24 protein-coding genes and 4 pseudogenes are annotated in these 25,460 nt (G+C 29.1%); 12 read left to right on the top strand and 16 right to left on the bottom strand.

Translation table 11 applies throughout. The features are described 5' to 3' along the window. Position 1: 1 nt before the first annotated feature. From pelF to DJ007_RS06460, 6 genes are all read right to left on the bottom strand, one after another. Complete coding sequence (gene pelF, locus DJ007_RS06485) at positions 2 to 1,408, bottom strand: GT4 family glycosyltransferase PelF (protein ID WP_129408825.1); 1,407 nt, start codon at positions 1,406 to 1,408, stop codon at positions 2 to 4. Between the two features lies 1 nt (position 1,409). After that, positions 1,410 to 1,997: a hypothetical protein gene (locus tag DJ007_RS06480; protein WP_129408824.1), complete on the bottom strand. Its 588-nt coding sequence runs from the start codon at positions 1,995 to 1,997 to the stop codon at positions 1,410 to 1,412. Position 1,998: 1 nt separating this feature from the next. Then, positions 1,999 to 2,937 carry a hypothetical protein gene (locus DJ007_RS06475; RefSeq protein WP_129408823.1) on the bottom strand — a complete coding sequence of 313 codons (939 nt, stop codon included), beginning with the start codon at positions 2,935 to 2,937 and terminating at the stop codon, positions 1,999 to 2,001. Further along, entirely contained in the window at positions 2,930 to 3,676 is a 747-nt protein-coding gene (locus tag DJ007_RS15715) for a GAF domain-containing protein (protein ID WP_206076180.1), read from the bottom strand. The genes DJ007_RS06475 and DJ007_RS15715 overlap by 8 nt, the downstream gene beginning before the upstream one ends. 489 nt (positions 3,677 to 4,165) lie before the next feature. Continuing rightward, a complete protein-coding gene (locus DJ007_RS06465) occupies positions 4,166 to 4,444 on the bottom strand; it encodes a PilZ domain-containing protein (protein ID WP_240739362.1) in 279 nt (92 codons plus the stop codon). 17 nt (positions 4,445 to 4,461) lie between these two features. Then, on the bottom strand, positions 4,462 to 4,806 hold the full coding sequence (locus tag DJ007_RS06460; protein ID WP_129408821.1) for a flagellar brake domain-containing protein: 345 nt from the start codon (positions 4,804 to 4,806) through the stop codon (positions 4,462 to 4,464). Between the two features lie 283 nt (positions 4,807 to 5,089). Between DJ007_RS06460 and fabF the strand changes: the two are divergent. The 6 genes and pseudogenes from fabF to fabD all read left to right on the top strand — a co-directional run bounded on the left by fabF (position 5,090) and on the right by fabD (position 10,278). Continuing rightward, a pseudogene (gene fabF / locus DJ007_RS19005) lies at positions 5,090 to 6,317 on the top strand (beta-ketoacyl-ACP synthase II). A gap of 14 nt (positions 6,318 to 6,331) precedes the next feature. Further along, the gene (locus DJ007_RS06450; RefSeq protein WP_129408820.1) at positions 6,332 to 7,177 is read left to right on the top strand and encodes a DegV family protein; all 846 of its coding nucleotides are present in this window, start codon (positions 6,332 to 6,334) and stop codon (positions 7,175 to 7,177) included. Beyond that, positions 7,177 to 7,596, top strand: a complete 420-nt coding sequence (gene fabZ, locus DJ007_RS06445; protein WP_165974060.1) for a 3-hydroxyacyl-ACP dehydratase FabZ — start codon at positions 7,177 to 7,179, stop codon at positions 7,594 to 7,596. Before DJ007_RS06450 ends, fabZ begins: the two co-directional genes overlap by 1 nt. A gap of 1 nt (position 7,597) precedes the next feature. Further along, positions 7,598 to 8,479 carry a 3-oxoacyl-ACP synthase III family protein gene (locus DJ007_RS06440; RefSeq protein WP_129408819.1) on the top strand — a complete coding sequence of 294 codons (882 nt, stop codon included), beginning with the start codon at positions 7,598 to 7,600 and terminating at the stop codon, positions 8,477 to 8,479. Then, the gene (locus DJ007_RS06435; RefSeq protein ID WP_129408818.1) at positions 8,472 to 9,386 is read left to right on the top strand and encodes a nitronate monooxygenase; all 915 of its coding nucleotides are present in this window, start codon (positions 8,472 to 8,474) and stop codon (positions 9,384 to 9,386) included. The genes DJ007_RS06440 and DJ007_RS06435 overlap by 8 nt, the downstream gene beginning before the upstream one ends. A gap of 4 nt (positions 9,387 to 9,390) precedes the next feature. Further along, a complete protein-coding gene (gene fabD, locus DJ007_RS06430; protein ID WP_129408817.1) occupies positions 9,391 to 10,278 on the top strand; it encodes an ACP S-malonyltransferase in 888 nt (295 codons plus the stop codon). A 51-nt stretch (positions 10,279 to 10,329) separates the two neighbouring features. Here the strand turns inward: fabD and DJ007_RS06425 are convergent, their stop codons facing one another. The 10 genes and pseudogenes from DJ007_RS06425 to DJ007_RS06395 form a co-directional block, all read right to left on the bottom strand. Continuing rightward, positions 10,330 to 10,686 carry a response regulator gene (locus DJ007_RS06425; protein WP_129408816.1) on the bottom strand — a complete coding sequence of 119 codons (357 nt, stop codon included), beginning with the start codon at positions 10,684 to 10,686 and terminating at the stop codon, positions 10,330 to 10,332. 9 nt (positions 10,687 to 10,695) lie between these two features. After that, positions 10,696 to 10,989 (bottom strand): helix-hairpin-helix domain-containing protein, encoded by a 294-nt coding sequence (locus DJ007_RS17400; protein WP_240739330.1) that lies wholly within the window; start codon positions 10,987 to 10,989, stop codon positions 10,696 to 10,698. A 41-nt stretch (positions 10,990 to 11,030) separates the two neighbouring features. Further along, positions 11,031 to 11,231 carry a hypothetical protein gene (locus tag DJ007_RS17395; RefSeq protein WP_240739329.1) on the bottom strand — a complete coding sequence of 67 codons (201 nt, stop codon included), beginning with the start codon at positions 11,229 to 11,231 and terminating at the stop codon, positions 11,031 to 11,033. 5 nt (positions 11,232 to 11,236) lie between these two features. Then, positions 11,237 to 11,800: a hypothetical protein gene (locus tag DJ007_RS17390; RefSeq protein ID WP_240739328.1), complete on the bottom strand. Its 564-nt coding sequence runs from the start codon at positions 11,798 to 11,800 to the stop codon at positions 11,237 to 11,239. Continuing rightward, entirely contained in the window at positions 11,797 to 13,923 is a 2,127-nt protein-coding gene (locus DJ007_RS17385; RefSeq protein ID WP_240739327.1) for a PolC-type DNA polymerase III, read from the bottom strand. Before DJ007_RS17385 ends, DJ007_RS17390 begins: the two co-directional genes overlap by 4 nt. Further along, positions 13,884 to 14,903: an OB-fold nucleic acid binding domain-containing protein gene (locus DJ007_RS17380; protein WP_240739326.1), complete on the bottom strand. Its 1,020-nt coding sequence runs from the start codon at positions 14,901 to 14,903 to the stop codon at positions 13,884 to 13,886. The genes DJ007_RS17385 and DJ007_RS17380 overlap by 40 nt, the downstream gene beginning before the upstream one ends. 129 nt (positions 14,904 to 15,032) lie before the next feature. Further along, positions 15,033 to 16,429 (bottom strand): annotated as a pseudogene (locus DJ007_RS20085) (FAD-dependent oxidoreductase). Positions 16,430 to 16,538: 109 nt separating this feature from the next. Next, on the bottom strand, positions 16,539 to 17,135 hold the full coding sequence (locus DJ007_RS06405) for a hypothetical protein (RefSeq protein WP_129408813.1): 597 nt from the start codon (positions 17,133 to 17,135) through the stop codon (positions 16,539 to 16,541). A 9-nt stretch (positions 17,136 to 17,144) separates the two neighbouring features. Continuing rightward, positions 17,145 to 17,689: pseudogene (locus tag DJ007_RS06400) on the bottom strand (macro domain-containing protein). Positions 17,690 to 17,703: 14 nt separating this feature from the next. Beyond that, positions 17,704 to 18,969, bottom strand: a complete 1,266-nt coding sequence (locus tag DJ007_RS06395; RefSeq protein WP_129408812.1) for an ArsB/NhaD family transporter — start codon at positions 18,967 to 18,969, stop codon at positions 17,704 to 17,706. Positions 18,970 to 19,144: 175 nt separating this feature from the next. On the opposite strand from DJ007_RS06395, the pseudogene DJ007_RS20080 reads away from it, so the two are divergent. From DJ007_RS20080 to DJ007_RS06370, 6 genes and pseudogenes are all read left to right on the top strand, one after another. Next, a pseudogene (locus DJ007_RS20080) lies at positions 19,145 to 21,608 on the top strand (ATP-dependent Clp protease ATP-binding subunit); the annotation flags it as partial. Next, positions 21,585 to 22,256, top strand: a complete 672-nt coding sequence (locus DJ007_RS17355; protein ID WP_438268387.1) for a DUF7125 family protein — start codon at positions 21,585 to 21,587, stop codon at positions 22,254 to 22,256. The pseudogene DJ007_RS20080 and the gene DJ007_RS17355, both read left to right, overlap by 24 nt. 58 nt (positions 22,257 to 22,314) lie before the next feature. Continuing rightward, on the top strand, positions 22,315 to 22,971 hold the full coding sequence (locus DJ007_RS17350; protein ID WP_240739324.1) for a magnesium chelatase domain-containing protein: 657 nt from the start codon (positions 22,315 to 22,317) through the stop codon (positions 22,969 to 22,971). 14 nt (positions 22,972 to 22,985) lie between these two features. Next, complete coding sequence (disA, locus tag DJ007_RS06380; protein WP_129408810.1) at positions 22,986 to 24,077, top strand: DNA integrity scanning diadenylate cyclase DisA; 1,092 nt, start codon at positions 22,986 to 22,988, stop codon at positions 24,075 to 24,077. Further along, positions 24,074 to 24,523, top strand: a complete 450-nt coding sequence (gene smpB, locus DJ007_RS06375; RefSeq protein WP_129408809.1) for an SsrA-binding protein SmpB — start codon at positions 24,074 to 24,076, stop codon at positions 24,521 to 24,523. The genes disA and smpB overlap by 4 nt, the downstream gene beginning before the upstream one ends. Positions 24,524 to 24,668: 145 nt before the next feature. Continuing rightward, complete coding sequence (locus DJ007_RS06370; RefSeq protein ID WP_240739323.1) at positions 24,669 to 25,460, top strand: ABC transporter ATP-binding protein; 792 nt, start codon at positions 24,669 to 24,671, stop codon at positions 25,458 to 25,460.

Below are 25,460 nucleotides of genomic sequence, written 5' to 3'. Positions count from 1 at the left end.
TTTATTTCACCACCGAAAAATACAGGTCACGATAATTTTTTATCATATGTTCAAGTTTATATCTTTTTTCCACCCTAATTTTAGCTATTTTTGACGCATTATATCTAAACTCATCGTCTTCATATAATTTTATCAATCCATTTGCCAATCCCACAAAATCCTTAGGTTTTACAACCACTCCTGCATCTCCTATAATATCCTCTTCTGAACCATATATCATTTCTGAACATGCTCCAACATCAGTGGTTACTACTGGAATTCCAACTGCAAATGCTTCCAAAATTACTAAAGGCTGTCCTTCACTAACACTGGATAATAATAAAACATTTATTTTTGGATAATACTCTAAAACATTCACCTTTCCAGTAAACTCTATTGTATCCTCAAGCCTGAATATATTTATCATTTCCTGACATTCTTTATAATATTCCGGTTCTTCGTCGGTAGGACCTATTATCAGTAATTTGAAATGTGGTATTTTTTCTTTTACCATTTTTGCAGCTTTAATTGCTGTTTTTATATCTTTTATTTCAACAACTCTTCCAACCAGTCCTACTACATATGGATCTTTTTCTTTCCTATATTCTAATTTTGAAAATTTTTCATAATCAATTCCATTTGGTATAACATACATTTTGGATTCATCATCGCATAATTCTTTTTCAAACATTTGATTTTTTGAAAAAAGCGTTGTTATTTTATTTGAACCTTTATATACTAATGCACTAATAGTATTAAATAATTTAATCCAGGCTAATCTATATTCATCTTTTATCCAACCTGCTTTTAATACCTCCAATTGTCTTTCTCTGTGATATATACCATGTTCTGTTAATATTACAGGTATATTATTTTTTATTCCATTCATAATAGCAGATATACCTGCGTACCCAGTAGTTATTGTATGATAAATATCACATTTTGGAAAATCTACTGTCATTGAGTTCAAAAAAGGCAAAAGCATTGATTGTAATGTCCAAAAATAATTGGTAAAATTTTCATATGGTATGTATGCTTTATAGAACTCAAGCATAACTTCCCAATAAACATCTGATTTTAAAATACTTGTAAAGTCATAATTAAAATATTCATGAAAAAAACTATATAATTTATCTGCCATAACTTTTTCATCAAATGGATACTTTAAAATGTCCTGTAATTTTTTGCCAAATTCTTTTGTTACTCTGGGTTTTTTCGAAAAATCATATTTAGCAAATAAAAAGTATTCAAAATAGTCTACAACATTTTTGGAAAAAGTATATTTAGGTACCCTGATTTTTGGTACATCACCTATTTGAATTACACAAAACTCAACATCTTTCATATTTTTTATCAAAGTATTTCCCCAACTGGAAACGCCTCCAGTAACATAGGGATATGTTCCTTCAAATATTATTCCTACTCTCATATTATTCACCTTTTAATTTAAGATACTCAACTATTAATTTTATATTTTCTATATCTTTTTTATCAAATAAATAAGATACTTTTTTTAGTTCTTCTGGGTAAAAAAGATTTAATATAAACAATATCTGCAATTTTTCAGTTCTGGAAGATTTTTTTATTATCTCAGTTAAAAATTTTTCATTATTGGTAAGTAAATACAAACCCAGCTCAGTTTTAAAGTCTGATTTTCCCATAAATTCTTCAATTTTTTTTGTATTGGATAATTGCTTCAAAGAAGCGATTAAATATTCATACTTCAATTTTTGAGCGTATTCCAGTGTTTCTATATCTTTCAAAGCATAAGAAATTGAAATTAATTGATTTATTAAAAGTAAATCTTTGTCAGTATAGCTTTTTTTATTCTCTAACTTTGTTAAAATTTCTTTTTGCTTTATATATGAAGATCTTTTATTCCACGGAAGATTTTTTACATAATCTGGATCAAAACTATAATTGCTATTATAATTAACAATTATAATAACAGTTATTAATAATAAAGTCAATATAAACAGTAGATAATATGGTTGAAACATTTTTATTCTGAATTTCATTTTATCCCCCCAATAAAAATTTTATCGACTCGTGTTCCGGGGAAAAACCCAGATCTATAAATTCAGAAACAAATTTTTGAACGCTTTTTGGTTTTCTCCGCTTTATATAATACATAATGGCATATTCATATAATTCCTGTGCCCTAATTTTATTAATTTTTTCATTTAATACTTCTTCTAAAATTTCATATTCATTTAAAGATTCAAGTATTCTTAATGTATAGACTATTAATACTGGACTTTCTGGAAATATTTCCACTGCTGTTCTTAAAATTATAGAACTTTGCCATAAAACCTCAAACTTATGTTCTCCAGCTAGAAATCCAGAATTGGCATAATAATATGAATATTTTGCATAATTGATATAATCTTCCAGGGTATTTAAATTTTTCATATAATAAGAGATCTTGCTAATCAAATGATTTTCCAGATTCGTCAATGCATCAGAAGCATATAAAATAACATCGGGATGTGTATCTTCTTTTATAGCATTTCTAATTAGATTTATACCTTCAATAAATTCTATTTTCTCTTCTTTTATTGAATTATAAACCAACCTTACAACATATTTTCGCTGATTAGGATCTCCATATTTCAATATAATATTAAATGGAGCTAAATCAACAGAAGAAAAAGCAATATTACTTGTATCCACTAATTTATGTTCATAATAATTAATAGGTTTATATATTGGTTCAATTTTTTTATATTGCAATATTAAAATTAATGGATAAAAAGGATATAAAATAAAAGATATAAAACTTTTTGTCAAAGCATAAAAAAATCTTTTCTCAGTTAAATAATAAAACATAAACGAAATAAGATAATATATCGTTAATGCGATATATCCCAAAGTATTATAATGAAATATAAATAAAAATATACTCAGTATCCCAAATATCAAAGCTGTTATTAAAAACAAATAAATATATTTATTCATTTTTCGAATAGGCCTCCAAAACCTTTATTCCAGAATATTTAGATATAACATTTAAAACCCTTTTCAAACCTTCTTCAGCACATGAAGTCAAGATAATTCGAAATTCTTTCTTTTTCTCATCAAAAAAAAGAAAATCAGTATCTCTTATAAATGTTTTTAATATATCTATTGAAATATCATTACTATATTTAGCAATTATTACGGAATACGGAATTTTAAATCTTTCTCTTCTCTCTTCTATTTTTTCCAATATATTATTAAACTTTTCCATTGGTTTAAAAATCTTATTTTCATTTTCCGTTAAATCCTGAGCTGCCAGAAGCAGTGTATTTAACCAGCTTGCAAGAATTTTTAAATAAATTTCAGTATTTTTATTTATTTTTTCCGGATCTATTATTTCAACTATTATAAAACCCAATATTTCTTCATCATGTTTTATACTTACTGCCATAGCTGGTTCGTATTCAAAATCATATTCCATTTCTGTTAAATATAAAACATTTGCATTTGCACTTCCAAATTCTTTAGCCATCGAGATAACTATAGATTTATCCATAGGAAATGAATTTGGCAAAAATTGTGGTCCTTTTCTCACCTTTAACCTTAAAAAATTATTTTTTCCTAATGTATAAATGGATACTGTTTTAGCATAAATAAATTCCGATATAAGTTCTATTGTTTCATTAAATATATCTTCTGAACTATTATATTCGATATCTTTTAATTTTTCAACTAACAAAGATACTCCTTGCTTTTCCAGAACTAATTTGTGCTCAAGGTCATCAGTAATGTTTTTATACTTTCGAATATCCTCTTCGAGAGATTGTATCTTTTTTTCAACAAATCTATTTCCTCTTTCTGAGAATCTATTTTTGAACGTACATATCTCTAAAAAATCCTATAATAAATCCAAAAGCAAAATAAAAAGTGGGATTTTTAAAACATCCATGAAACTATTATTTTAAAAAGTCTTCTTTAACATTAAAAAATATAGATGAAAAAATATATACAGTGCTTAATCCTCCTGCAAATAATGAAAAATTAATTCCATAACGTATTGCAATAAAAATTGAAAATATAAAATATGGATTTGGATAAATAAAAATATAACCAAAATATTTTTATTTAAATCCAGGATGAATAATAATGTTAAAATAATTATGATTTCAAAAATTGCGTAAATCTTTGTGTTTTTCATTTTCTATCCCCAAAACTCCATGTTTTGCTTTTATTGAATATAGGTTGGCATATCTAACGATTTTTTTTCTGTTTTATAATCTATATTTAAAAATTTCATCCCATATATTTTTTCACCATATATATTTTCACCTACAAGCCTGACAACCCTTGTATTTATTTTGTTCAATATTAATTTATCATCCATGGTTAAATCTTTTATAACGTATTCTTTTTCTTCATCAAGATACTCTTTTACAACAATTTGCATTCCACCAGCACTAAAATCCCGAGTTTCAAAAGGGATTAATTTATTTTCTTCATTATCTATTAATGTTCCTTCTTTTATTATTGGTATTCTAAAAAATAATCTTTTCTGAATTTTAAAAGCAATCTTAGGTAAAAAACTGTTATTTTTTCCTTATCTATTTTTAATACACTTGATTTTATCATTATATTTGAACTGTTTTCATACACCCGTATATTCAATTTTTCTCCTATATATAATTTAATCCTTGAATTTCTATATATTGGAGGTAATATTTGTGCATATTTACCTGAAAAATTTAATAACATTATTCGGCTGTTACCTATAATATGCTGATGTGGAAATTCCACATCAATCAAATCACCAGGAGACAATATCTTTCTTACCTTTATTTTTTCTATAAAAACACTCTCATTATGCTTCATAATCTTTCTCCTTCATTATATAATTTCAAAATTATATATATATTATAACATATCTCATATATATGCCTTAAAATATATAATTATTTTTAATATTTTTTATTGAATATCTTTTTAGAGTACAAATTTTATACTTATTCTTAAGAGAAGTTTCTTTATAAGTACAATTTCTGTACTAATATAGTACATATGTTCTATATTAGTATAGTTGGCACACCGTTGCTTATATATAATTATGGCATTCAATTATTTTAACTTAAAATAAAAAATTTTAGGAGGTATGAAAATGAATAAAGTAGCAGTAACAGGATTAGGCACTATTAATTCAATAGCAAAATCAAAAGATGAATTTAAAGAAAATTTAAAAAAGATGACCATTGGAATAGACCATATAACTCAGTTTGATACAACAGACCATAAGGTTAAAATTGCAGGTGAAGTTAAAGACTTTGATCCAATTTTATATATGGATAAAAAGCTAGCCAGAAGATATGACAGATTCTTACAATTTGCCATAGCAGCCACCAAAGAAGCTTTAGAAGATAGCAATCTTGAAGGGAAGAATGGAAAGAAAATGCTGCTGTAATTGTAGCTTCTGGAATTGGCGGATTTAAAACATTATATAAAGAATTTCAAAAAATGGAAAACAAAGGGCCAAAAGTGGTAAGTCCTTCTTAATACCCATGATGATATCTGATATGGCATCTGGAGTTGTTTCGATAGAATTTGGATTAAAAGGACCTAATTTTAATACAGTAAGCGCCTGTGCTTCTTCTTTACATGCAATCGCAATGGGAAGCATGCTAATTAGGCATGGATATATTGATGTAGCTATTGTGGGAGGAGCTGAAGCCACCATCGATCCAATGCCAATAGCAGCTTTTGCCAATATGAAAGCATTATCTACAAGAAATGATGATCCAAAAGGATCTTCAAGACCTTTTGATAAAGATAGAGATGGATTTGTTATGGGTGAAGGAGCTGGTGTAATTATTTTGGAATCAGAAGAACATGCTAGAAAAAGAAATGCAAATATTTATGGATATATTGAAGGATTTGGTATGAGTGGTGATGCATATCATATCAGTGCTCCTGATGAACAGGGAACTGGTGCTGCTAAAGCTATAAAATTAGCTTTAAAAGACGCAAATGTTGAACCAGAAAAAATTGATTTAGCTAACTGCCATGCAACTTCAACACCAGCAGGAGATATTGCAGAAACTCGAGCTTTAAGGAACGCTTTAGGTGAGCATGCAAAGGAGATTTTTATCCAGGGATCAAAAACATTATTTGGACATGCCCTTGGTGGTGCAGCTGCAATTGAATTTGTTGGACTTGTTTTACAAATGAAAGAGGGCTTTGTACACGGTATGCCAAATTTAGTGGAACCAAATGATGAATTAAAAGATTTAAAAATTCCAAAAGAAACTGTTGACTTTAAAGCAAAATATGCAATTAAAAATGCTTTTGGATTTGGAGGTCATAATGTTTCAATTGTATATAGGAGTTTATAAGGAGCTGATATAAAATGAAAATTGGAATTGTAACCGATAATACTTGTAATTTACCTACAGATTTTCTGGAAAAAAATGATATTGGATATGTTTCTCTTTATATTCTGAGGGAAAGTAGACATATAAAAGCAGTAGACCTATGTCCAACAACATTTTATGAAGAATTAAAAGTTGGTTCATATGTTCCTCTAACTTCTCAACCATCTGTAAAAGATTTTGAAGAGGTTTATAGAGATATGTTAAAAAAGTACGATTATTTAATCACACTCACTATTTCAGAAAAATTGAGTGGAACTTTAAATTCAGCAAAGCTTGCAGCCTCAATGGTAGATGAAAAAAGAATTTTTGCTATTGATACCAAATTAACCAGTTTTGGACTTGGTTTTTTAATATTAGAATTAAAAGATAAAATTGAATCTGGAAACTATGAAATAAGTCAACTATTGGAATATGCACAAAATTTTTATACTACAATAAGAACTATTTTTAGCGTGACAAATATTGATTACTTATATAAAGGAGGAAGAATTGGGAAAGCAAAAGCATTAATGGGAGGATTATTAAATATGAAGCCAATCCTTTCTCTGGAAGAAGGAGAAATAATCCCTGTAAAAAATGCTCGAGGAATTAATAAAATGGTGAAAGAAGTAGTAAACCAATCTCTTACCAGAATAGATACTTTAAGATTAAAGAAAATTGCTGTTATTCATACAAGTAATCTAAAATACGGAGGCTTAATAATCGAAGAACTCAGAAATCAAGGAATTCATGATGATGATATTATTTACTCCTTACTTGATCCTGTAATAGGAACACATTTAGGTCCAGATGCCGTGGGGGTGATTACACAATGGGAATAATGAATATCGATAAAATAATGGAAATATTACCACATAGATATCCATTTTTACTTGTTGATGGAGTTATTGAAATAACTGAAAATAAAATAATAGCATATAAAAATGTCAGTATAAATGAACCTTATTTCACTGGTCATTTTCCTGATTACCCTATTATGCCAGGAGTATTGATAATAGAAGGACTAGCTCAAACTGCTGGATTATTATTAATGAAAGACTTAAAAGAAAATTCTATTCCCCTATTTTTAGGTATTGATAAAGCAAGATTTAAAAAGGAAGTCAGACCAGGAGATAAACTAATATATGAAATTGAAGTACTTCAGGAAAAAATGGGAATGTTCAAATTAAAAGCAACAGCCAAGGTTGAAAATAAAACTGTTACAAGTTCAGAATTAATGGTCGGAATAAAGAAGGGATAATATGTATATATCACAAATTAATGCTTTTATCCCAGAAAAAAAATTGGATAATCATACTCTGTCAAAAAAATTCAATGTTCCCGAAGATTGGATATATAAAAGAACTGGTATAAAAAATAGATATTTATCTGAAATAGATGTATTTCAAATGGGTATAAAGGCAGCAGAAGTTTTAGATCTTGATGGGGTTGATACTGTACTTTTTGTTTCTTCTGTAGGAGCGCATTATGTTCCTTTTTATGTCAGAATATTTGAAAAACTAAAAATTAAAAATTCACGTTATGGCATTGATGTTTCAAACGGATTTGTTGGTTTTGTAACCTCATTACATATTGCCGATGTTATGTTTAGAGAAAAAATTGCAAACAAAATACTATTAATAGTTTCAGAAAAGTTATCCGATCTCGTCGAAGAAAATGATATTAATACAGCCATTTTATTTTCTGATGCTTCTGTTGCTATGATTTTAGAAAATCATGATAAATGTATTTGCGATCATAGAGTTGTATATGATTCAGAATATTTAGATGCTTTAAATATAAATGAGAATAAAAAAATAACAATGAATGGTAAGAGAGTATACAAATTTGCTGTAAATAATATGAAAAAGATGTTATCACAATATATTAATGAATATGGAAAAAAAATAATTGTTCCACATCAGGCAAATAAAAGAATACTGGAAAGCGTTAAAAAAAGCTTTAATGATTTAGAATTTTTAGATATTATCGAAGAATATGGAAATACTGGTGCTGCAAGTATTCCCTTAACTTTATTTAAAACTTATGGAAATACTAAAATTATATTAAAAGATCATTTACTTATCTCAGTTGGTGGAGGAATGACAACATCAGCAATAACCTGGAGGTGCAACAATGAATAGAGTAACAGAATTGCTTAATATCAAATATCCCATTTTAGAAGGCGGTATGGCATGGGTTGGAACAGCAAAACTGGCTGCTGCAGTCTCTGAAGCAGGTGGCCTTGGAACCATTGGTGCTGGGAGTATGACACCTGATATTCTAAGAGAATCTATTAAGACAATAAAAACATTAACCAAGAATACTTTTGCTGTAAATATTATATTGGTAAATCCTTATGCCGATCAATTAGTTAAAATAGTAAAGGAAGAAAATGTTCCTGTTGTAATTTTTGGAGCTGGTAATCCAGGTAAATATATTCCACAATTAAAAGAAAAAAATATAAAAGTATTGGCTGTAGTTTCATCAGAAAATCTTGCTAAAAGATTAGAAAAAGCAGGCGTCGATGCTATTATCGGTGAAGGAATGGAATGTGGAGGACATATAGGTGATGTTTCTACTATGGTTCTAATACCAAAGCTTGTTGATGTATTAAATATCCCTGTTATTGCAGCAGGGGGTATTGCTGATTTAAGAGGAATGAGAGCAGTTTTAGCACTGGGAGCTGAAGGAATTCAAATGGGAACAAGATTTGTTGCTACCCATGAGTGTGAAGCACATGAAAATTATAAAAAATTAATCTTGAAAGCAGGCATAAGAGATGCTATTGTTACTGGTGCATCAATTGGTCATCCAGCAAGAGTTCTAAAAACAAAATTTGCTAAGAAAATAAAACAACTTGAAGTTGCTTCACCAGAAGAAGCAGAGGAAATGCTTGTTGGAAGTTTGCGAAAAGCCTTTATGGATGGAGATTTAGAAAACGGATCTTTTATGGCAGGCCAAAGTGCAGGATTAATCAATGAAATAAAAAGCGTTAAAGAAATTGTCAAAGAATTTGGAGAAGAATTAAAAAAATATTTCGAGAGGTGATAAAATGATAGCATTTGTTTTTCCTGGACAGGGTTCTCAAACTCTTGGAATGGGAAAAGAGATTTTAGAAAAATATCCCGAATATAAGAAGTATTTAGATAAAGCCTCTGAGGTTATTGATATAGATTTAGAATCTATTATTTTCGGTGATGACGAAAAAATATTAACCCTAACAGAAAATGCTCAACCAGCCTTGCTAACAATCTCGTATATTATGTACATGTATGCTATTGAAAAATTAAACATCACTCCTGATGTTGTTGCCGGACATTCCCTTGGAGAATGGACTGCACTGGCTGTAGCTGATGTTATCTCTTTTAAAGATGCCGTAAAATTAGTAAGGCTAAGGGGCAAATATATGAGCGAAGCATGTCCACCAGGTGTTGGAGGAATGGGTGCAGTTATAGGATTAAATATAGAAAAAATAAAGGAAGTTATTTCACAATTTAAAAATTTAAATATAGCCAACCACAATTCACCAGAACAAATTGTAATAAGTGGTAATAAACAGGAAGTTATAAAGGCTCTTGAAATGCTTAAAGGAAAAGGTGCAAAAAAAGTTGTTGAATTGAATGTAAGCGGTCCATTTCACTCAAGGCTTGTTGAACCTGCTCAAGAAAAAATGGAAAAAGAGTTAGAAAAAATAAAATTTGAAGAACCCAAATACAAACTAATTCAAAATTTTACTGGAGATTTAGAATCAAATCCTAAAAAAATTAAAGAAAATATCATAAATCAAATTACAGGAACTGTAAAATGGGTAGATTCCATTAAAAAGATGAAAGAAATAGGAGTAGAAAATGTATATGAAGTCGGACCAGGAAAAGTATTAACTGGTTTAGTAAAACGTATTGATAAATCGTTAAATCCTAAAAGTATATTAAAAATTTAATTCTATCAAATTTCAAGACAGCCATTACAAAATCCCGGCATCAGGCCGGGATTATATTTTTTCTAATACTTCTTTTAACTTTTCTTTTTTTATTGGTATAGCTAAAAAGTCCTTTGCCCCATTCATTATAGCTTCTTTTATATATTCTTTTTCTGAAAACGATGAAGTAACGATTATATTTGCCATTCCATCATTTTCTAAAATAAATCTCATTGCTTCAATGCCGTTCATTACAGGCATAAGCAAGTTCATTATAACTATATCCGGATAATATTTAAAGTAAAATTCAACAGCTTCTTTCCCATTTTTTGCTTCTCCGATAACATTATATCCTAAATCTTCAAGCATGTCTTTTATAACTATCCTATCAAATTTTGAATCATCAACTACTAATATATTATATGGCATCTTACCACCTCACATCAAACCTTCAAATAAATTAACCTGGTTCTTTTCTGGTAATCCTTTTAACATTCCTAATTTTCTAAATGTTTCAACTGTAGTTTTATTAATCCCTGTTCTTTTTAACAAGTCTTCTACTGATAAAAATTCTTTTTCCTGTCTAGCATTTACTATGCTTATAGCAGCTTTTTCACCTAAATTGGGAACTTTTATAAATGGTATTCTTAATTTATTATCTTCAATAATAAAATTTTTAGCATCTGATTTATATATATCAGGTGGTAAAAATCCAAACCCACGTAATAACATTTCATAAGATAACTCTAAAACTGTTAATTCATTTTTTTCTTTTACATCAAGGATTTTAAAGATTTTAAATCAAATATTCTAGATCTAATAGCATTTCTACCTTTTAATATTACTTCTGTATTAAATTCATCCCCTTTAACTGAAAAATATGTAGCATAAAATGCCAGTGGATAATGAACTTTAAAATACGCAATTCTAAATGCCATACTTACATATGCTGCCGCGTGAGCTTTTGGAAACAAATATTTTATTTTTTTACATGAATTGATAAACCATTCTGGTACTTTATTTTTTTCATTTCATCTTCATCTTCCGAAGCTAATCCTTTACCCTTCCTTACTTTTTCCATTATAAAAAACGAATGTTTTTTATCCAAGCCTTTTTGTATTAAATAATTCATGATATCATCACGACACGCAATAACTTCATCAACTGTAGCTTTTTTGGCAGCTATTAAATCTCTTGCATTGTTTAGCCATACGTCCGTTCCATGAGATAAACCAGAAATCCTTACAAGAGCTGCAAATGTTTTTGGTTTAGTTTCTTCAAGCATTCCTCTAACAAATTGTGTTCCAAATTCAGGAATACCCAATGTTCCAACAGTTGTTCTTAATTCAGAACTCAAATCCACTCCTAAAGCCTTTGATGATGAGAAAATAGACATAGTTTCCTTATCATCCATTTTTATATTTTTATATTCCACACCTGTTAGATCACTTAACATTTTTAGGAATGTAGGGTCATCATGCCCTAGCGCATCTAGCTTTACCAAATCATCATGAATAACATGATAATCAAAATGCGTTGTCATCGTATTGGCTTTTCTATCATTTGCAGGATATTGAACAGGGTAAAATCATAAACCTCCATATTTTTAGGAACAATCATTAATCCTCCTGGATGCTGCCCTGTTGTTCTCCTTGCTCCTTCAATCTTTTTAGCCAATCTTATTATTTCAGGGTTTTTCAGGTCTCCAGCATATTCTTCTGCATATTTTCTCACATATCCATACGCTGTTTTTTCTGCAACTGTTGAAATTGTTCCTGCTCTAAATACATGATCAACGCCAAATAATTCTTCAATAAATTTGTGCGCTCGTGATTGATATTCCCCAGAAAAATTCAAATCAATATCTGGTACTTTGTCTCCTTCAAATCCCATAAATGTTTCAAATGGTATATCCTGTCCATTTTTTTTCATTTCCGTTCCACATTTTGGACATTTCTTATCAGGTAAATCATAACCGGAATCATATGATCCATCAGTAATAAATTCACTATATTTACATTTTGGACATACATAGTGTGGTGGTAACGGATTGACTTCCGTTATCCCCATCATCGTTGCAACTAATGAAGACCCTACAGACCCTCTTGAACCAACAAGATATCCATCATCATTGGATTTTTTAACTATTTTTTGTGCCATTAAATACAATACAGCATAACCATGATTAATGATGGACTTCAATTCTCTTTCTATTCGAGCTTTAACGATTTCAGGCAATGGATCACCATATATTTCTTTTGCTGTTTTCCAGGATAATTCCTTTACTGTATCGTCTGCTCCTTCTATTATAGGAGGATGTAATTTTCCTTCTAATGGTTTAATCTCTTCTATCAAATCTGCTATTTTATTGGTGTTTTCAATTACTATTTCTTTAGCAATTTCTTCATCTTCAAATATTTCATAGGCAGCCTCTAACATTTCTCTGGTAGTTCTAAAATATTTATTAGAATCATATATTTTTTTCTTTTTTCCTTTAGTAGCTGAACCTATTATTAACGCATCTCTGGCTTTTTTATCTTCCTTGTTTAAATAATGCGCATTACTCGTCATTACCACCGGAATATTATAACTCTTTGCAGAATTATACAAAAGTTTATAAAACTCTTTTATTTTATTTCTATCAACACCACCATGTTCAACACTGTCAAGAGGTTGTATTTCAATATAATCAAATAAACTAATCAACGAATTTATTTCATCAATAGATGCCCCTTTAGAATACTCTTCAAATATTATATTTTTAGTACATCCACTACCTATTAAAAGACCTTCTCTGTTTTCAAGTAATTCATTTAATAAAATTGTCGTATCTCTATAAAAATACTCTGTATGCGCTTTGGATATCAATTTATATAAATTCTTTAACCCAACTCTATTTTTAACAAGAACAGTAGCATGATATTTCCTTAATTTTTTAAAATCTATCATTTTTTCAAGATTAATTAATTCATTTAATGTTTTAATACCTCTTCCTTTAGCTTTTTCCAGCAATTTTAAAAATGCATATGCTGTAACTTTAGCATCTTCATGTGCCCTATGATGTTCAAAATTTCCTAATCCCAATGCTTTAACTACCTTATCAAGTGAATGTCCACCTTTTAAATTCAATAAAGCTCTTGCCATTGCAAGAGTATCAACATATGGCATTTTTATTTCAATATTCATAACTTCTTTAACCCATCTTCTCAAAAATCTATAATCAAAATTCGCATTATGAGCTACCAGAACAGAATCCGATATAAAATCCAAAAATTGGGGCAACACTTCATTAATAGACGGGGCATCTATTAACATTTCATTTGTTATTCCTGTAATTTCCTGAATCTTTTGTGGAACATTCTTATTTGGCTTTACCATTTTATGAAAAGTCTCTGTAATTTCACCTTTTTCAATTTTTACAGCACCGATTTCAATTATCTCTTCGATATTTGGGTCAAATCCCGTTGTTTCAAAATCAAAAACAACAAAATTATAATCAAATTTGATTTCTTCTGAAAAATTGTTTACAATAGAAACTTTGTTATTAACCACATTAATTTCACAACCATATATTGGTTTTATATTATTCTTTTTCGCCACATTATAAAAAACAGGTATAGACTGAACTACCTCATGATCTGTAATAGCAACAGCCTTATGTCCCATTTCGCTGCAGTTTTTACCAATTCTTCAACGTCTAGAACAGAATCAAGTGCGCTAAACTTAGAATGTGCATGTAATTCCACCCTTTTTACTTCTGCATCGTCCATTCTTTCTTTAGGCTTTATTTTTATAATATTATCAGGATTTATTACATATTCTTTTTGATATTCATCATATGTAATCCTTCCTTCAACTTTTATAAAATCATTTTCTTTTATATTTGTATTTAGTTTTTCTGCCGAGTTTTTAAATGTTTTTATAGTGATAGAATCTGTATTATCAGTAATATACATTGTTAGAATAATAGCTCTATCATTATATTCTTTATAAAACACTTTTCCTTCCACAACTACTTTTGAAGTTTGATACATTATTTCAGTTAATCTCTCAAGAGGGATAGAAACTTTTTTAAATTTGCTTCCCAATATAACTTCATCATCTAAATTAATTTCTTTGTTATTATCTGCAGAAACTATTGTTTTAGAGTTTTTATCACTAATATCTTCATCATAATCTTCAATAATTTCATAATCTTTATTCTCAATTTCTGTATAATCTATATTTAAAGATTCATCAAAAATAAATTCATAATTTGGTAAATACCCAAGACTTCTATTCAATATATTATCTATAATTACTTTGTTTTTCTTTATTCTTTCAAGAGCAAATCTATTTGAAACTCTAAAGAGTAATTCGTCATCAGAAATATCAGGTAACAAAAAACGAAGGTAATTTTCTTCTTCATTACCTCTTATTAAATCTATCCAATTTTCCACAATATAGTTCAAATCTTTTTCTGTAAGCAGGACAAATTTAACTGGCATTTTCATAAGCCTTGAAAAAAATCTTTTTATACTCTTTTCCTCATTCTCATTTAATGGATTATAAAGTTTTAAAAGTAGAAAATCATTGATTTCTATTTCACCTTGAAGATTGAAAGGATCAAAGCCTAATTTAGAAAGCAAAAAATCCGAAATTTTCATCGAAAGACCTCCTGAAAGATTATTAATGTTTACTATACCATATTTTCTTTAAAATTATTGTATCATCAAAATAAAAATGGAGTTCATTGAACTCCATTTTTATTATCGAACAAGTAAAAATATTTTTTATTAAAAATTTTTCCAAACCCCTTCGCAAAGCGAAGTGATTGAGTTCAAACGAACTCCATTATATTTTTTGATTGCCTGAGTAGCAGCTACTAAATCTATATCCCAAACTGGAGAAAACGGTGGCGAATAAGCAAGATCCATATTTCTTAATCGATCAACATTTCCATTAGTATATATAAGAGAAGTTATTGTATTTAATCTTGGATGTATCTCTCCACCAATAAATTGAGCCCCTAAAATTCTACCTGTTTTTTTCTCAAAAACAAGTTTTATCTTTATTTTTTTGGAACCTTTATAATAATGCGCTTTACTCCCAGATTTAATAAATACTGCTTCTGCATCAAATCCTTTTCCTTTTGCTTCTTCTAAAGTCAATCCTGTTTTTGCATATTCAATATCTTCAAATTTTGTGATTAATGATCCAACTACTCCTATAAAAGAATCATTACCTCCTGCTAAATTTTTTCCAGCTATTCTTCCCTGTTTATTTGCAGTTGTTCCCAGAGGAATATAGACATTTTCCTTTGTTATAAAATGATTTACCGTTGCACAATCTCCAGCTGCATATACATCATTAATATTCGTCTCCATTTTTTCATTAACTATAATAGCTCCGTTCTTTGCTAAATCTAAGCCTTTATCCTTTAAAAATAATGTATTTGGTTTTACTCCAATAGATACAATTACCATATCTCCAGTATATTCATTATTTTCTGTAATTACTTTAAAAACTTCCTCTTCTTTTATAATATCTTTAGCAAAGGTATTAAATATAACATTTACACCTTTTTCTTTCAGTCCATTAATAAATTCTTCATGTATTTCTGGTTCTATATTTCCAAGTATATGGTCCATGCCTTCAATAATAGTAATTTCTATTCCATGTTTTTTTAAAGCTTCAGCGGTTTCTATACCAATAAATCCTCCTCCGATAATAATTGCTTTTTTAGGATTTTTCTCATTTATAAAATTGAGAATATCCTTTGCATCATCAGGATTCCTCAATTTAAAAATTCCTTTTTCACCCCATGCTTTAAATTTTGGAATAATTGGTGAAGCACCCGTTGAAATTACTAATTTATTATAAGAAACCTCTTTTTCACCTTCTTCAGATTTAATATAAACAATCTTATTTGAAAAGTCTATTTCATATGCTTCATGTTTAACGAAAACGTCTGCTCCTTTTTTTCTTTAAATTTTTCTGGTGTTAAGGCTATAACATCTTCCGGAGAAGCTACATCACCACTTATTACATATGGTAATCCACACCCTCCATAAGATATATATGGTTCCTTTTGAAATATTGCTATTTTTAGATTTTTATTTATTCTTTTAGCACTTGCTGCCGCACTCGTTCCAGCTGCAACTCCACCAAGAATAACTACATCGTATTCCATTTTTTCCATTTTTCCACCTCCAACAACTTCATCTTAACTTTCGATATCTTATATTAAACAAACTATATCATTATTAAACTTATTATTAAAAATAAAAGGAGCTTTGCTCCTATTTTAAAATATCATAATATGACAGTAATGACAAAAATACAGAATATGTCAAATAAACTATACTTGGGATATAAAATATCTGATTTTTCCCCAAACTGGTATTTCCAAACAAAGATGCTCCAAACCACTGAATACCATGTTTAAAAATTAGATATAATATAGCAAAAATCATAATCATAGATATTAAAAGTTTTACAAACGCTGTAATCCTGGTGGCTTTTATATTACCTTTCAAATAATATATAGCATTAAATTGTTCAAAAACGCTATAACTTAAGTACAATATACCGAGCAATATAATGTTAACTACATCTAAAGTAAATTGACTTCCAAGCATACTTTGAATTAACGGTTTTTGAAAATATATCATTCCTACCATCAAAGTTAATATTAATGAAATCAGAAAATTAAAGCTGGAAAATATAATCTTCAACCAGCCTATCCCAGCATTACCAGAAGAAAATTGTTCAACTATTTCCTGCTGGTTTTTATATTCTGATTTATTATATATTTTTACAGGATTAACTTTTTCAGATAAATAATGTTTTTTACTTTTTCTTTTTTTATCTTCATTATGTATTTTTAATGTTGCCATTTTATCCTCCTAAAATTTCCTTGAAAATTCTAAAGCTCTTCTTTTTTCCAAAAAACAAAACCTGATTTCTTTTAAAGATTTTGCGTTTTTGGAAAAGTCATTAATAGCTTTAGAATAAACATCACATGCTTTATCAAACGGATACCCAAAGATCCCGGAACTAATAGCAGGTAAGGAGATTACTTTTAATCCCATTTCTTCTGCTTTTTTAAGAGAATTATATACTGCATTATATAAATATTTATCCTCATTTGAATTCCCGCCATTCCATACGGGTCCTACAGCATGTATAACATATCTTGCTTTAAGATTGCCTCCTGAAGTAATCCCAACTTCCCTGTCTTTATTATACCATTTTTTTTTATATATTCATTACTCTCTTCCTGAATAATTCTTCCACCAGCTCTAACAATAGCTGCTGCAACGCCCCCACCGTGTGCAAGATATGAATTTGCAGCATTTACAATAGCATCTGAATCTTCTTTTGTTAAATCTCCAACCACAATTTTTAAAACAACACTATTTATCTCTTTTTCAAAGATAACTTTATTCATATTCTCACCTCAGATTAAACAAAAAAGAGATATACTGTTCCCAATGCCATTGGCACTAATACAGGCAAAAATGATTTTTTCATATATTCTCCAAAGGTTATTGTTTGATTATAATTTTTTTCAAGTAAAGATACTCCTACAATATTTTGAACTGCCCCAAGTGGTGTTAAATTTGTTCCCAAATTTGCTCCTATTGCATAAGCATACCATAATTCAAATGGTGCTCCATGTAACACTAAAAGTTTAATAACTGGAGCTAAAATTAATGTCCCGGGAACTGCACTTAAGAATGGAATAATAAATGCAGATACCCACATAATCACAATCATTAATAAAAATGGTGTATGCAACAATGGATTAAACAAATGAGCTATTGCTTCTGTTACCCCAATTTCCTCTAAAGAAAAAGCTATTGTAAATAAACCACCATAAAAAAACATAGTATCCCAATCAAGGTCTTTAGACATACTTTCAAAATCTTTTTGAGTCAACAACATTAATACTAACGCACCAGCAATTGCTATTAATGCCAGGTCTATTTTTATAACAGAATGAAACATAAAACCAGTTAAAACTATTGCAAACACAGATACCCCTTTATACATCAATGATTTATTTTCAATAGCTTTTTCCGGATCCATATCTGATAATTTTCTTAACCTTTCATTAAAAACTTTAGTATCAACTTTATTATTTATTTTAAACATTAAAAGAACCGCTATAAAAGACAATGCAGTAATTGGTAACATTACAGTTAAAAATTTAGCGAAATCCAGATGACCAATGGAACCTAAAACAATATTTAAAGGACTACCTATAAGGGTACTCATACCACCAATATTATCAATATATATTGTTAGTAATAGAAGAGGTGCCGGATCTACTTCAAGCGTATCTGCAACTAAAAATATAATAGGAGCCATTAACATTATTGTGATTAAATTATCCAAAAATGCTGAAAATAACGTTACAATAAGCATGAGTAAAGTTAAAACTATCCAGAATTTATAACGACTTAATTTAATAGCATTAACAGCTGTAAATGTAAAAAATCCACTTTCTTTAAGAATTTCAACAATGATCATCATTCCCAGCAAAATACCAAGCGTCTCAAAGCTAACTATTCTACCAAGATTTTCAAATTCCAAACCATCTACAGGTTTAAGAATAAAAAGTAAAACACCAAAAAAGAAAGTAATAATAGACTTTTTAATCCTTCTCGCAAAAATAATAAAATAATACGCCACTATAGCTATTCCCAAAACCAACAACTCTGACATAAGACCGCCTCCAATTAGATAGTTTTAACATACTAATTAAACTCTTTTTCTTTAAAGTTATCTTGAAAAGTATTTTAATTTTTAAAAACGTTTTTCTTTTAATTTTAAACCAACATTCTTCATAATTTAGTGAAAATGTGTTAAAATATTGATAGGTATTCATGGAGGTGATAATATGTTTGACAACTTTACAGATAGAGCAGCAAAAGTTTTTATTGAAGCTCAAAATGAAGCACGTTTTATGGGCCATCCCTATGTAGGGACCGAACATCTGTTATTAGGGCTTTTAAAAGTAAATGGAAAATATTTATCTCAAATATTTTCATATTACAATCTAACATACGGAAAAATAAAGTCTGAAATAACTAATATTGTAGGAGTTAATGCATCACATAATATCGTTGGCTCTTCACCACAACCTACGCCAAGAGCAAAAAGAATAATTGAATTAGCTTATGATGAATCCGAAATACTTGGAACTTCACAAATTGATGCAGAACATTTACTTCTTGGAATATGCAGAGAAGGCGAAGGAATTGCAGCACATGTTTTAAGAAGATTGGGATAAATCTTGTTGAAATGAGAAAAAACTGGCCGATTTAATGCTAAATAAAAGTGAAAGTATAAAAGGAGAACAATCTTCATTTGCAGAAGAAGATGAAGAGAGGATAAGACAAAGACAAAATGCTATAAAACAACTTGAGGATACGGAACAGATTTAACCGATAAAGCTGCAAAAAAGAGTTAGATCCTGTTATCGGTAGAGAAGTTGAAATAAGAAGATTAATGGAAATACTTGCCAGAAGAAAAAAGAACAATCCTGTACTTATAGGAGAAGCAGGGTTGGAAAAAGTGCTATTGTCGAAGGATTGGCCGAAAAAATTGTTAATGGTGATGTACCTGAAGTATTAAAAATAAATGTATTTTTTCTCTGGATTTGACTTCTTTAGTTGCTGGAACAAAATATCGTGGTGAGTTTGAAAAAAGAATGAAGAAATTAATGCAAATTCTGGAAAAAACAAAGATATTATATTATTTATCGATGAATTGCATATGATAGTCGAAGCAGGTGCAGCAGAAGGTTCTTCAATGGATGCTGCAAATGTCCTTAAACCAGCATTGGCAAGTGGAAATATCACTGTAATTGGAGCAACAACTCCTTCAGAATATAGAAAATTTATAGAAAAAGATCCTGCACTGGAAAGAAGATTCCAGAAAATTTATGTAAATGAACCAACATACGAAGAAGCATTGGAAATATTAAAAGGTATTAAATCAAAATACGAGGAACATCATAAAGTTAAATATACATATGCTGCTCTGGATGCGGCAGTTAATCTATCTTTACGATACATAACTGATAGGTTCCTTCCTGATAAAGCTGTTGATTTAATCGATGAAGCTGGTGCAAGAGTTCGCTTAAGTGCTCTTACTTTGCCAAATAATTTAAAGAAAATTCTCAATAAAATAACTGAACTTGAAAACAAAAAAGATTATCTTGTTCAAAATAACAAATATGAAGAAGTAGATGAAATAAAATCGCAAATAAGTGATTTAAAGAAAAAATATGCAAAAAAATATAGTGATTGGCGAAAAAAAGCTGAAAAAGAAATTATAGAGATTACTGAAGAACATATTTCAGAAGTTGTTTCAGATTGGACAGGAGTACCATTGAAAAAATTAGAGATGTCTGAAATGGAACGATTATTAAATCTTGAAGCTGTATTACATGAAAGAGTTATTGGACAGGATGATGCTATAAAAGCTGTATCTCGAGCAATAAGACGCGCCAGAAGTGGAATAAAAGATCCACGAAGACCTACAGGTGTTTTCCTATTCCTTGGACCTACTGGTGTCGGAAAAACAGAATTGGCTAAAACCATTGCAGAGTATTTATTTGGTGATGAAAAAGCATTGGTTAGAATTGATATGTCTGAATACATGGAAAAATTTAATGTTTCAAGATTAGTAGGTGCCCCTCCAGGCTATGTTGGCTATGAAGAAGGAGGTCAATTAACCGAAGCAGTTAGAAGAAGACCGTATTCTGTTATATTACTTGATGAAATAGAAAAGGCTCATCCAGATGTTTATAATATATTATTACAGATTATGGATGATGGACGTTTAACAGATTCCCAGGGTAGAATTGTCGATTTTAGAAATGCTATTATTATTATGACAAGTAATTTAGGAAGTGAAACAATAAATAAAACTAAACGTTCCATGGATTTGTTGACGATGAATCTGAAGAAAAAAAATATAATGAAATAAAACTATCCGTTATGGAAGAGGTCAGAAAGGCTTTTAAACCAGAATTTTTAAACAGATTAGATGAAACAGTTGTATTTCATCCACTCACTAAGAAGGATATGAAAGAAATAATAAAAATACAGCTAAAAGATTTGGAAAAGCGGCTAAAAGAAAAAGATTTGCATTTAAAATTCAAAGAAGATGCCGTTGATTTCCTTATTGAAAAAGGATTTGATCCAATTTTTGGTGCCAGACCATTAAAAAGATCTATTCAAAGATATTTAGAAGATCCATTATCTGAAGAAATTTTAAAAGGCAGATTTAAAGAAGGAGATAAAATAATTATAGACGTTAAAAACGATAAAATACATTTTAAAAAGGCAGAAGAACTTCTTCTAAACAGAAGGTGTTATAATGCCAAAAAGAAACAAAATTATTTTGTATGTTCTGAATGTGGGTATGAAAGCACCAAATGGTTTGCAAAATGCCCTTCATGTAATGAATGGAATACCGCGGTGGAATTCACCGCGGATATTTTTGATGATAAAGTGAAATCAACACCATCAGAAATTTTATTTTTAACCGATAATATAAAAGAACCAGAAAAAATTGATACCGGGTTTAAAGAACTTAATGAAATTTTATACGGTGGATTCGTTGAAGGTGCCATATATTTATTGGCTGGAGAACCTGGAATTGGAAAAAGTACTTTTTTAACTCAAATATCATCAAATATAAGTCAGCAAAATTTTGTTATATATGTTTCCGGTGAAGAATCTGCAGAACAGGTATTCCAAAGATTTAAAAGACTTAACGTTAAATCAAACCAAAATAAAATCGGATTAGTTTTTGAAAATTCTCTGGAAAAAATAGTTGCTTTACTGGAAAAGCTTGAAAACAAACCTAATTTTTTAATTATTGACTCCATACAAACCATTAAATCGGATAATTTTTCTTCATATGCCGGAAGTGTGTTGCAAGTAAAAGAAGTTACAAGATACCTTTCTGAATATTGCAAAAAAGAGGCATTACATTGATAATAGTTGGTCATGTAACCAAAGGCGGAATTATAGCTGGACCTAAATTTTAGAACACATGGTGGATGCAGTATTACAATTCGAATTAGAAAAAGCATCAGGATTACGCATGCTGAGAATTTTGAAAAATAGATATGGCCCAACAGATGAAATTTTGATGTTTGAAATGACTCAAAAAGGATTAAAACCTATTTCTGAATATACCAGTTATTTTTTAAAAGATTATAAAAATGCATCAGGAAATGTTTTAACTATAGTTAAAGAAGGAAGCAAATTAATCCCCATAGAAATACAGGCTTTAGTAAGTAAACCTGTGTATGGTAACCCAAGAAGAGTTACATCAGGTGCTCCACTTGACCGATTGCTTATGATAATTGCTGTTTTAAGTAAAAAATTAAGGTTACCTATTGAATCGAAAGATATTTTTTTAAGCACCTCTGGTGGTTTCAAAATTTCGGATACTTCAAGTGATCTTGCTATCGCATATGCATTGCTTTCATCATTATTTGATATAACAACAAACGAATCTATAGTCGTTTTAGGAGAAATTGGCTTAGATGGAAACATTAGAAATATAAGAGATCTGGAAAAAAGGATTGATTTTGCCAGAAAATTAGGAGTAGAAAACATAGTTATTCCTATTTCAAAAAATAAAACAACAAACACCTTAAAAATCAGCAGTTTAAGTAGCTTAGTTAAAAAATTCTTTTCATAAAAAGAGGTGATTCTATGAAAAATACATTCTCTGAAATACTTAGCTCTTTAGCACCAGGTAAAAAATTGAGAACTGGTATAGATTTAATAATTTCTGCAAATCTTGGCGCATTAATATTCTTAACAGATAATGCTGAAGAACATTTAGAAAGGGGATTAATTCAACTTGGTTTTATTATAGATACAGATTTTGAACCTGAAAGACTATATGAATTAGCTAAAATGGACGGTGCTATTGTTTTAAATAAAGATGCTACTAAAATTTTATATGCTAATGCCCAACTAAATCCATCAAGTGATATTCCGAGTTTTCAAACAGGAATGCGCCATAGAACTGCAGAAAGAATGGCTAAACAAACCAACGAAATACTTATTGCTGTATCAAAAAGAAGAAACCAGGTTTCAATATATCAAGGAAATAACAGCAGAGTTTTATATCCAGAAATTATAATATTGCCAAGATTAAATCAGGAAATTGCTGTAGCTCAACGTTATAAACAAAGTTTCTTTGAATTACTATCAGAAATTAATATAGCTGAAATGGAAAATAGAGTTATATTGTCAAACGTGGTTGAAGCTATATCAAAAGGTTTTATGACCTTAAAAGTTGCTGAAAAAGCTGAAAAATATTTACTTGAATTAGGCGAAGCTGCTGAAAGCTCAAGACTTGAAATAAATGAAATTTATAGAATTACCCCAAGATATCTTGGAGCCTTAATTATGGACTATTCAAAAAATTTATTGGATTATCAATATCCTCAAGACTCACTAAATCTATTCAGTGGATTAAAAACAGAGGATTTTTTAAATATGAAAATAATTGCCCAAAAATTAGGATATGATATTGAAACAGAAAACGATCTTGAAGAATTTTTTGTTTCACCCAGAGGATTCAGGTTATTATATTCTACAAGAATACCATCGATTATTGTAAGAAATGTTGTTGAAACATTCAAAAATTTAGATACCTTAATGAAAGCAAATATGGAAGAATTAATAAATGTTCCTGGAATAGGTAAAAAACGTGCTGAAAGAATTAATAGAGCTATAAAGAGAAAGAATGAATTCTCAGAAAAACTCTCTTCTGAAATGGAGGAATTTGAATGAAAATAATAACCAATAATAAACATGCCACCTATCAATATCATATACTGGAAAAATATGAAGCTGGAATTGAATTAAAAGGCTCAGAAGTAAAATCTTTACGTGAAGGCAGAGTTAACCTAAAAGATGCCTTTTGCAAAATAGAAAAAGGTGAAATATATCTATATAATGCCCATATTAGCCAGTATAAAAATGCTTCATTATTTAATCATGATCCGGAAAGACCCAGAAGATTGTTAATGCATAAATATGAAATTTTAAGGCTAGATCAAAAGGTAAAAGAAAAAGGGCTAACAATTGTCCCATTAAAAATGTATTTTAACGAGAAAGGTCTTGTTAAAGTGGAAATCGCTCTTGTTAAAGGAAAAAAACTATATGATAAAAGAGAAGACATTGCAAAACGTGATCTTGAAAGAAGAATAAGAAAAAGTATTAAATATGATATGTGAGGTGTATTATGAATAAAGCTATTGAAATGAAAAACGTTACCAGAAAATTTGGGGATGTTATTGCTTTAAATAATATTGACTTTGAAATAGAAACAAAAAAAATTGTGGATTATTAGGTCCGAATGGTGCTGGAAAATCAACTTTAATGAAAATAATCTCCACATTAATATTACCCTCTTCAGGTGAAGTGAAAGCTTTTGGAATTGATGTTGTAAAAGCAAAGAGTAAAGTTAGAAATCTTATCAGTCTTGTATCAGATTATACTGTTTTAGAAGATGAATTAACCCCATATGAAAATTTAATATTATTTGGAAAAATTAGTAATGTGAAAAATGATTTAAAATCAAAAGCATTAAATCTTCTGGAAGATTTTGGATTATCACAATATAAACATAGATTAACTAAAAATCTTTCCTCTGGAAATAAGCAAAAATTGAATATTGCCCGTTCTCTTATAAAAAATCCTAAACTATTATTATTAGACGAACCAACTATTGCTATAGATGTAGAAACTTCCAGATTCATACGAGAATATATATTAGATCAAAACCTAAAAAAAGGTAAAACTATTCTTATTTCTTCACATTATATGTGGGAAGTTGAACAAATTGCCTCAGAAATTGCTATATTGGTTAATGGAAAAATTATTGCTCAGGATAAAATGATAAACATTATGAAAAAGTTTGAAAATGAACTATCTATAATAGAAGTTGAATTAGAAAGCTCTGAATATCTTTCCAATTTAGAGGCATTAAAAAATGAAGAAATAATATCTGGACTAAAAATTATTTCTTCAACAACTGCAATAATAGAAACCAAATTAAAAATTGAACATTTTGACGAACTCATAAAAAAATACAACATAAAATGCGTGTACAGAAATATGAAAATATCCTTAGAAGATGTTTATTCTTATATAATAAAAGGAAGATCATAA

It is taken from the genome of Marinitoga lauensis (genome assembly GCF_004135675.1).
Taxonomy (GTDB): Bacteria; Thermotogota; Thermotogae; order Petrotogales; family Petrotogaceae; genus Marinitoga; species Marinitoga lauensis.
The sequence above is the reverse complement of the archived record's forward strand: the minus strand, read 5'-3'. Positions and strand labels throughout refer to the sequence as shown.